This is a genomic window from Amycolatopsis sp. NPDC051071 (genome assembly GCF_040682875.1).
GTDB lineage: Bacteria > Actinomycetota > Actinomycetes > Mycobacteriales > Pseudonocardiaceae > Amycolatopsis.
Genome location: NZ_JBFBBY010000061.1, coordinates 1 through 8651, shown reverse-complemented (window position 1 = coordinate 8651; position 8651 = coordinate 1). Strand labels below are relative to the sequence as shown.

Annotated in this window: 9 protein-coding genes; 3 read left to right on the top strand and 6 right to left on the bottom strand. The window is 69.7% G+C overall.

Features of this window, described 5'->3' with window-relative positions:
• Nucleotides 1–33: 33 nt before the first annotated feature.
• Complete coding sequence (locus AB0M65_RS20600; protein ID WP_364029534.1) at nucleotides 34–402, bottom strand: helix-turn-helix domain-containing protein; 369 nt, start codon at nucleotides 400–402, stop codon at nucleotides 34–36.
• A gap of 92 nt (nucleotides 403–494) precedes the next feature.
• Here AB0M65_RS20600 and AB0M65_RS20595 point away from each other — a divergent pair, with 92 nt between their 5' ends.
• Nucleotides 495–1334 (top strand): NAD(P)H-binding protein, encoded by an 840-nt coding sequence (locus AB0M65_RS20595; protein ID WP_364029532.1) that lies wholly within the window; start codon nucleotides 495–497, stop codon nucleotides 1332–1334.
• Nucleotides 1335–1361: 27 nt separating this feature from the next.
• On the opposite strand, the gene AB0M65_RS20590 is transcribed toward AB0M65_RS20595, so the two are convergent.
• From AB0M65_RS20590 to AB0M65_RS20575, 4 genes are all read right to left on the bottom strand, one after another.
• A complete protein-coding gene (locus tag AB0M65_RS20590; protein WP_364029530.1) occupies nucleotides 1362–1985 on the bottom strand; it encodes a hypothetical protein in 624 nt (207 codons plus the stop codon).
• 101 nt (nucleotides 1986–2086) lie between these two features.
• Nucleotides 2087–2743, bottom strand: a complete 657-nt coding sequence (locus AB0M65_RS20585) for a response regulator transcription factor (protein ID WP_364029528.1) — start codon at nucleotides 2741–2743, stop codon at nucleotides 2087–2089.
• Nucleotides 2722–3792, bottom strand: coding sequence for a histidine kinase (locus AB0M65_RS20580; RefSeq protein ID WP_364029526.1), 1071 nt, complete (start codon nucleotides 3790–3792; stop codon nucleotides 2722–2724). Before AB0M65_RS20580 ends, AB0M65_RS20585 begins: the two co-directional genes overlap by 22 nt.
• Nucleotides 3785–4888, bottom strand: a complete 1104-nt coding sequence (locus AB0M65_RS20575) for an ATP-binding protein (RefSeq protein ID WP_364029524.1) — start codon at nucleotides 4886–4888, stop codon at nucleotides 3785–3787. Before AB0M65_RS20575 ends, AB0M65_RS20580 begins: the two co-directional genes overlap by 8 nt.
• A gap of 101 nt (nucleotides 4889–4989) precedes the next feature.
• Between AB0M65_RS20575 and AB0M65_RS20570 the strand changes: the two genes are divergently transcribed.
• Nucleotides 4990–6600, top strand: a complete 1611-nt coding sequence (locus AB0M65_RS20570) for a choice-of-anchor A family protein (protein WP_364029522.1) — start codon at nucleotides 4990–4992, stop codon at nucleotides 6598–6600.
• Here AB0M65_RS20570 and AB0M65_RS20565 read toward each other — a convergent pair.
• Nucleotides 6597–7484 carry a DUF2268 domain-containing putative Zn-dependent protease gene (locus AB0M65_RS20565; protein WP_364029520.1) on the bottom strand — a complete coding sequence of 296 codons (888 nt, stop codon included), beginning with the start codon at nucleotides 7482–7484 and terminating at the stop codon, nucleotides 6597–6599. The two genes, AB0M65_RS20570 and AB0M65_RS20565, sit on opposite strands and share 4 nt — an antisense overlap.
• 140 nt (nucleotides 7485–7624) lie before the next feature.
• Here AB0M65_RS20565 and AB0M65_RS20560 point away from each other — a divergent pair, with 140 nt between their 5' ends.
• Nucleotides 7625–8521, top strand: a complete 897-nt coding sequence (locus AB0M65_RS20560; RefSeq protein WP_364029518.1) for a hypothetical protein — start codon at nucleotides 7625–7627, stop codon at nucleotides 8519–8521.
• Nucleotides 8522–8651 lie beyond the last annotated feature (130 nt).

Here is an 8651-nt window from a genome sequence, read left to right as displayed (position 1 = left end):
CCCGCGCGATTAGTCCTCTAATGGCGGTCCTGGTCAGGAGCCGTGCGGCGCCAGCCGCTGGGTGACCCGGTCGAACAGTTCCGTCAGCGGCTCGCCGATCTCCCGGCCGAACTCGGTCAGCCCATAGGTGACCTGGGGTGGTGTCGTCGGCTCGACCTTCCGCCAGACCAGGCCGTCCCGCACCAGCGCACGCAGGCTCTGCGCGAGCATCTTCTCGCTGATGCCCCGGATGCTCTCGCGCAGTTCGAAGAACCGGAGGTCGTTGTTTCGCAAGGAGATCAGCACCCAGACACCCCATCTGCTGGTGACGTGATCGATCACATCCCGTGCGGGGCAGTCGGTGTGAAACACCTCATAACCCCGCTCTGACCCGTCCTGTGTGAGCTGCGCGCCTCCTGCCATGTCATAAGCTTACCTCAGGGTATGTCCTTACCAAAAGTTAGCCCGGGTCCTAGCGTCATGGACACGAAGACCAAGAGGACAAGGAGCTGAACATGATCGTGGTGACCGGAGCTACCGGGAATGTGGGCCTGCCGCTGACGCGAGCGCTGGCCGAGGCGGGGGAGCAGGTGACGGCGGTGTCGCGGCACGCGGCGGCGATGCCGGACGGCGTCCGCCATGTGGCGGCCGATCTGGCCGGCCCGGCCGGCCTCGAACCCGCGCTGGCCGGGGCGAAAGCGTTGTTCCTGCTGTTGTCCGGAGAGCTGCACGCCGCCGGAGCGAACCCCGCCGACGTCATCCGGCAAGCCGCGGCCAACGGGGTCCGCCGGGTCGTCCTGCTTTCCACACTGGGCGTGGTGACCAGGCCCTTCGGCACGACGCGGATCGCGATGCGCGCGCTGGAGGACACGCTGCGGGAGTCCGGTTTGGACTGGGCCATCCTGCGGCCGGGTGGTTTCGCCTCCAATGCCCTGTGGTGGGCCGAATCCGTCCGCTCGCAGCGAGTCGTCGCCGCACCCTTCGGCGACGTCGGGGTGCCGATCATCGACCCGGCGGACATCGCCGAAGTCGCGGCGGCCTGTCTGGTGGATGACCAGCACAACGGCGGCGTGTACGAACTGACCGGTCCCGAGGTGATCACGCCCCGCCGTCAGACAGCGGTCATCGCCGACGCGCTGGGCTCGCCGGTGCGGTTTCAGGAGCTCACCCGCGAAGAGGCCAAGGCCGCGATGACCCAGAGCATGCCGGGCGAACTCGCCGACGACACGTTGGACATCATCGGCGCCCCGCTCCCGGCCGAGCTGCGCGTCAGCCCGGACGTCCAGCGTGTCCTCGGCCGCGCCCCGCGCCCCTTCGCCGACTGGACCGCACGCTCCATCGCCGCGTTCCGCTGAGACCGAGGGGTAAGGCCGGACGCCACCTTACTTCTTCCAGATGACCGGCTTGTCCTTGTAGCCGTCACCGTCGCCGTAGGTCGCGCCGCCGACGTCGTCGCCGTCCTTGACGGCCTGCAGTCCGCAGGTTTCGTAGGTCGCGCCGGCGGTCTTGAAGTCCTTCTTCGCCGACTCGGACTGGCACTTCGGGGTTTCGCCGGTGATGATCACGCCGGTGCCCTTGCCGTCCGGGCCCACCGCGCGCAGCCGCACCGAGCTGTAGGTGAGGTCCGTGCCGCCGACGTTCTCCACGGAGATCCGGATGTACACCGGCGTCATGCCCTTGGCCTTGTCGCCGTAAGCGGCGAGGTCCTCCTTGGCGCCGAGCTCGATCGTCTTGACGGTGATCGCGATGGTGCCTGCCTTGTCGTTGCCGTATTTGAACGGGACGACGGCACGGTCGCCGACCTTCAGCTCGGTGCCGGGGGCGGTGGCGTCGGGGTTTCCGACGGGGAGGGTGCCGCTGGTCGTGGGCGAAGACGCGGGAGCGGAGGTGGGAGCGGGCGCGGGGGCGGGCACGGGGCTGCCCGCCTCTTCCTTACCGCCGCACGCGGAAAGCAGCAGCACGGCGGCGCAGCCGGTGGCGAACAGGGCGATGCGGTCGGACTTCATGGATCTCCTCGGACTCCCCGCCGAATCGGCTCCGGCGTTCTCGCCACGCACCGTAATCGCCGAGGGCACCCGGCGGTGTGGGCCGTTCGCACCACAAGCCATCACAAATCGCTTACGCCGATCAGCCCATCCTGGATCGCCCGCGCCACGAGCGCGGCCTTGGTCGGGGCCTCCCTGCCAATCTGCGCGTACTTGACGCGGATCCGCTCGAGATGCGAGTTGACCGTGTTCGGCGAGATCCCCAGCCGGTGCGCGACGAAGTCCTTCGACTCCGACTGGAACCACTCGATGAGCACCTCCGTCTCCCGCGCGGAAAGGGCGGGACGCCGCTCCGAGCGGTCCCCGGCGAGCGCGCCCGCCAGTGACGGTGGCGTGTAGGGCCGGTCGGCGGCTGCCGCGCGGACGGCTTCGAGGAGGTGTTCCGCGCCTTCGGCCTTGGTGAGATAGGACAGCGCGCCGAGTTCCAGGCACTGCAGGACGGTCTCGTCGTCGGCCCGCATCGAGTAGACGACGACGCGGCGGCCCGCCTCGGTGAGCCGCCGCAGATCGCCCATCGCCGGGGTGGTGCTGTTCAGATGCAGGTCCAGGATGACGACGTCGGCCTGTGCGCCGTCGCCGATCCACGCGGCCCGGACATCCTCGCCCTCGGCCACCACGGTGACCGGCGGGGTTCCCGAGGAAAGCCAGTGCACGACTCCGGCCCGCACAGCCGGATGATCGTCGACGACCACTGCGGTCAACGCGGTTCCGTACGCCATTTGGCCTCCATCCACGAGCGTTCTCCCAGTGCGTGCCATTCGACGTCGACGGCGCCCGATCCGTTCGGCCGGGTTTCCGGTTCACCGTCGGTGATCGCCGCGACCCGGATCTCGTCGCCGGTCCGCAGCACGCTGACCCTGGCCTGTGACCGGGCGGCCACCAGTGCGGTCATCAGCGGGGTGGTCAGGGCGCGGCGGACCGCCGTCGGCACGGGTACCGCTTCGCCGCTGACGGCCAGTGTCACCGTCAGTCCCCGCCGCTCGGCGAGGTCGACGCACGCCGAGACCTCGTGCACCAGCGGGTCGGGGACGTCGTCGTTCTCCGCGAACAGCCGCCGCAGCTGGGTGGCCGCGAACGCGCACCGCCGCCGGACCACCTCGTCGCGCGGGTCCAGGGTGCGGTCGGCGAGCCCGGCGAGCAGCGGCAGGGTGGCGCCCAGCTGACCGGCGAACCGGTTCCGCTGGTCGGCTTCCTGCTGTTCCGCCAGTGCTTTGCGATGGAGCAGCCGATCCCGTTCGGCCGACGCCTCCGCGGCCTCGCCTGCCCGGCGGTTGACGACGCGGACCAGCGCCAGCGTCGCGATCTGGAAGGTGATCACGCTGAGCCCGACGATCACCACCCCGCCGATCTCGGCCCGGTCGGTCGGCGCGGCGGTGACCAGCCGGACGACGGTGAGCGCCAGTTGCGCGCCGAGTGCGACGACGGCGGCCCCCGGCCGGTCCAGCAGCAGGATCAGCAGATGCCAGCCTGCCAGGCCGAAGACCCAGTGCCGGTCGCCGAACAGTTCGCCGGGTGGCACCGACCAGGTCGCCACCGCCGACGCCGCCAGTACGACGGCGCCGCCGGTCACCGCGGCGGGCCAGGGGACCGGCCTGCCGCGCAGCACCCAGAACGCCGCGACCACGAGCACCGCGCCCAGCACCGCGAACGCGTACCGGCTCGCTGTCCCGGTCACCACCGGAAGGCTGAGACCGGCCTGGATCACCGCGGTCACGACCAGCAGCGCGATCCGGCAGCCGCCGAGCACCCGGTCCGCCGTCTCACCCATCGGGCCACACCAGTTCCACCGTGGTCCCCGCACCGGGCGCGGAAGTCACCCTCGCGCGGCCGCCCGCCGCTGCCATGCGCTCGACCAGCGAGCCACGGACACCCCGCCGCTGCGCCGGGGTCGCCGCCGGATCGAAACCGCGGCCTTCATCCCGGATGGTGACCCGCACGCCGTCCTCGACCGTCAGCTCGGCCTCGCGCACTCCCGCGTGCCTTTCGACGTTCGTCAGCGCCTCGCGCACGGCCCGGACCAGCGCGAGCGCCGCCGACGCGGGCATCGGCGGAAGCGGCGCCCACCGCGCGTCGACCTTCACCCGGCTCTCCGCGAGCACCCCGCGCAGTGAGGATTCGAGATCGACCACACTGCCTCGGCCGGATTCACCGGTGAGGATCGCCAGATCCCGCCGCGCGTACTCGGCGACTTCGGCAGGCCCGGCGGTTTCCCCGCGCTGCGCCACGGTGAGAAAGGTGGCCGCCGCCGTGTCGTGCAGGACGGCCAGGTACTCCCGCTCCTGACGACGTCGTTCCAGCGCCAGCGATTCCTCGCGCGCCAGCCGGGCCCGCCGCTCGCGGAGGTCGTCGACCCGCCGTGTCGTTCGCAGCAGGAGGAGAAAGGCGACCCGCGCGAGCGCCGCCTCGATGAGCACCCGGAGCACCACCGGGAGGCCGCCGTCGAAGCCGAGCGGTACGACTTCGATCGCCAGCAGGCAGGCGACGGCTGGCACGGTGACTCGCGGCGGCCATTCCCATTGCAGGGTGATCGCGGTGACGGTGAGGACGTTCAGTGCCCACTGGTTCAGTTCCCCCGCTTCGGACGCGGTCAGGAATTGGGTGCCGCAGATCGCCGCCGCACGCAGCAATGTCAGCGTGAACGCCACCGGCCTGCCCCGGCCCGTCCTTCCCGTCCGATGCTCGGCCACCGCGGCGACCAGCGCCAGCGCGAGCAGCCCGAAGCCGAGGGGGAGCGCGTCCGACGGCGTCGCGAGCACCCCGAACACGCTGATCACCAGCAGACCGGCCCCTCGCGCCGGTCCGGCGTACCGGGCGACCACCGCGAGGAACTCCGCTTCGACGGAGGTTTCACGAATGGACGGCACGGGCAGCAGTCAAGCAGACGGGTTCAACGTCCCTCGCCCGGTCGGGGGTAATTCCGGTTTCCGATTATGATCACCCGGTCGATTGGCATAAGAATCGCCCCATGCGTGCAAGGCGGTTCGCCGCGATTTCCGCCAGTGCCGCCGCGGCGGTGTGCGTGGCGGCACTGGTCGTCACCGGTGGCGCGGCCGCCGCCCCGTTGCCAGGCGGATTGGGCCCCTGCGTCGGAGACGCCTGCCCGGATAAGTACCCGCCGGTGAACAACGGCGGCTATCCCGGCCGGGACAATGGCATCAACGTTTATGTCGGTGGCGATTTCCGAGTACGCGAAGCGGCCGCGGAAGCCGAAGGACGAGTCGTCGTTCTCGGCGATTTCGACATGGCCAAACGCCAGGGTGTTTCCGCTGTCTACAACGTCGGCGTCGCCGGCGTCGGTTCCCGGGTCCCGCCACCGGACGGCGCGGATTTCCTCACCTCCGGCGGGAACGTGAGCATCGCCAGTGGCCAGCGGCTGCTCGCCGAGGACGGAGTCGTCCGGCACGCGGGCACCGCCACCGGGACGGTCAACGGAACACTCGTGAAGGACGCGGACGCGGCGAAGCCCTATCTCGGCCTTCGCGACGAGCTGCGGGTGGCGAGCCAGTGCTACGCCCGGGACAACGCCGTGCCGCGGCCCGCCACCGGCACCGCGCGCAACGAGGGATACCGCACCCTCTTCACCGGGGACGGGAAATCCGCGCTGCAGGTGTTCACCGTGGACTTCGATCTGACCTCGGCCAACGGCGGCATGCAGGGCATCGAGTTCGCGGGGATCCCGGCGGGGGCGACGATCCTGGTCAACATGGTGGGGGCGGCCCGGACGATCAACACCTTCACCGGCGACCTGAACGACCAGGATCCGCTGAACAAGCTGCGGGAGCGCCTCCTGTGGAACTTCCCGGACGCCACCAAGGTGAAGATCGGCGGCGGCGCCCAGTTCCAGGGCAGCGTGCTGATCGGCGATCCGGGGAGCACCGCGACGATCACCGCGGCCGGGATGAACGGCCGTTTCTTCACCACCGGCACGCTGGTGCACTCCTCGGAGCAGGCCGGTGGCGGCGGGCAGGAGTTCCACAACTACCCGTTCGACGGCGACCTGCCCGACTGCGGCGCGCCGATCACGACGACGCCGTCCACCTCGACTTCGTCTTCGTCCACCTCAACCAGCTTGACCACGACGACCAGTTCACCGACGAGCACCTCGACCACGACGACCTCGTCTAGCCCGACGAGCAGCACCACCACTTCGAGCAGCGAGCCGACGAGCACGACCTCCAGCAGCACCACGTCGTCGAGCACCACCTCGTCGAGCACCACTTCAAGCAGTACGACCACCAGCAGTACGAGTTCGAGCAGTACCACTTCGAGCAGCGTGCCTTCGAGCAGTACGTCGTCCAGCAGCACGGCGCCTTCGAGTAGTACGTCGTCCAGCAGCAGTACTTCGCCGACATCGAGCAGCCGCACGTCGAGTACGACACCGGGGCCCGGTGTCACCACCGGCACCACGCCGGGACAGCCGGGTGCGACCACACCCGGCGGCGGTCCGAACGACAACGGCCCGCTGGCCTCGACCGGCAGCGAGCTTCGTGGCCTGCTGACCGCCGGCTTGTTCCTGCTGCTCCTCGGTGGCGCACTGGTCGCACTCACCATCCGGTCGAGGCGCCGCGAGTCCTAGGAGAGGCGGTCGAGCGCGGTGTCGATGACCTCGCGCCGATCCGCGAGCAGGGCTTCCGCGGCGGTGCGGCCCGTCGCGGCCAGGTAGGCGTCGACGAGCCGGTTGCCTACGGCGTAACCAGCGCCGGTCGGAAGGCCGACGGGTGTGCCGCCGTAGCGGGCGGCGGTCTCGTCGCCGTGCACCCAGGACGCGAAGTTCCGCATGCCGGTGATCTCCAGGCCGGAGACGACCTTCGCGAACACCGCGTCGTCGTGCAGATGCGGCACTCCGACCCGGGTGTGACCGAGCTCGTCGCCGTACAGCTGACGGGCGAACGCGTCGGCCAGCCCTTCGGACAAGATCTGCTCGCCGACGGTGACCGTTGCCGGGTCCCAGATCACTCCGCCGGGGCTGTACCGGAGGTTGTGGTTCAGCTCGTGGACGGCCGTCGCCTCCAGCCGCGCCAGGTTCTCCGGGTAGGGCCAGAAGTTGAGGTAGATGTAGCCGGACACGCTGCCGTTCGCCGAGAGCCCCAGGTTCGGGCCCATGAAATGCGCGTCACCGGGGTCGCCAAGGACCATGAGGACAATGATTTCCGGCACCGTGAGCCCGGGCGTCGCCGCGATCTGCACCGCAAGAGCGTCGTCGAGCGCGTGCTGGACGCGGTTCCACGCGTCAGCGTCATGCAGGGCCTCCAGCGCTTCGAGGCAGCGCTCTTCGTCGCGGTCGAGCGGGAAACCCGAGCTCATCGCGTGCATCGCGGCGAGGTCGACCTCACCGGGGAAGTACCGGTACATCCCGGCGGCGGGCTCGGCCATCGCCTTGAGCAGCACGGAGCGGTCCGCACGCGGTGCGCGCAGGATCTCGCGCATCGCCGGGTAGGTGTTCAGAACCTTGATCGTCATGAGTGTGGACGGTAAAGGCTCCAGTGGGTGGAGACTCAAGTCTCCTGAGCGGTAAAGACGGTTCTCTCGGCTGACCCTGAGACAGGACAAGGGAAAAGCCCGGATGTCCTCGACGCCGCCGGGGTTCTAACGTCGTGATCATGATCCGCCGGATACTGCTGACCCTGCTCGCCGGGGCGGCGGTCTGCCTCGTGCCCTGGACCGTCTATCTCGCGCACACCCTTCCCGACCGATACGACACCGGCCAGTGGCGCACGGCCTGGGTCGGCTTCGACATCGCCTTGCTGCTCTGTTTCGCGGCAGGCGCCTGGCTCGGCTTGCGACGGCGCAGGGCGGCCGTCCCGCTTCTGTCGGCCACGGCGGCGTTGTTGTGCTGTGACGCGTGGTTCGACGTCATGCTCGGCTGGACGTCGGCGGAACGGTGGACCAGTATCGCGCTCGCCGCCTTCGTCGAGGTGCCGATCGCCGTGGTGCTCGCCCTCGCCGCGCGACGGCTGCTGGCCGGTGCCATCCGGCCTCGGACGGTGACCTTGCGCCACATCGAGATGCGGGACGACCCGCGGTACCAGCAGGTGACCCGCGAGCTTCCCGGCACGGACGCGGCCATCGTGAGCAAGACCGACCTCACCGTGAGAGAGGTCAAGGAATGCCTGAAGACCTTGGCGGACAACGGTTTCGTCCGCCAAGGCCGGAAGGGGGAATGGGTCACGATCCCGCAGGACCTGCGCGAGCCGAAGCCGTCCGACTACGACGGCGCGGACCGCGAGCGCGTCACCGCCTTCCTCGACGCGAAGTACGAAAAAGAGGTCGAACTGCTGGCCTGGGCCGCGGCGAACCGGAACGAATTCGGCCCGTGGTCGACGGCCCAGCGGACGTCGACACGGCTGACCGAGGCCGAATTCCGGGAACTGGAGGCCGAGTACCGCGAGCTGATCATGCGGTTCTCCTGGCGGCGACGACGTCCGGTGGAGGGCGTGCAGGAGCTGTCGGTGCGCTTCTACGCCTTCCCGCCACCGGAAGCCGTCCCGTCGTCCTAGTGGTGGGTTTCGGAAGTCCTTCGTGGGTATCGGCGGATCCAGGTTTCCGCTGGGCGTGCGGCCGGAAGGTCCTCGTACCGGGTTGTACTCGGACCTTTCGGCCGTACGTCCAGCGGGAAGCTGGGCCGTC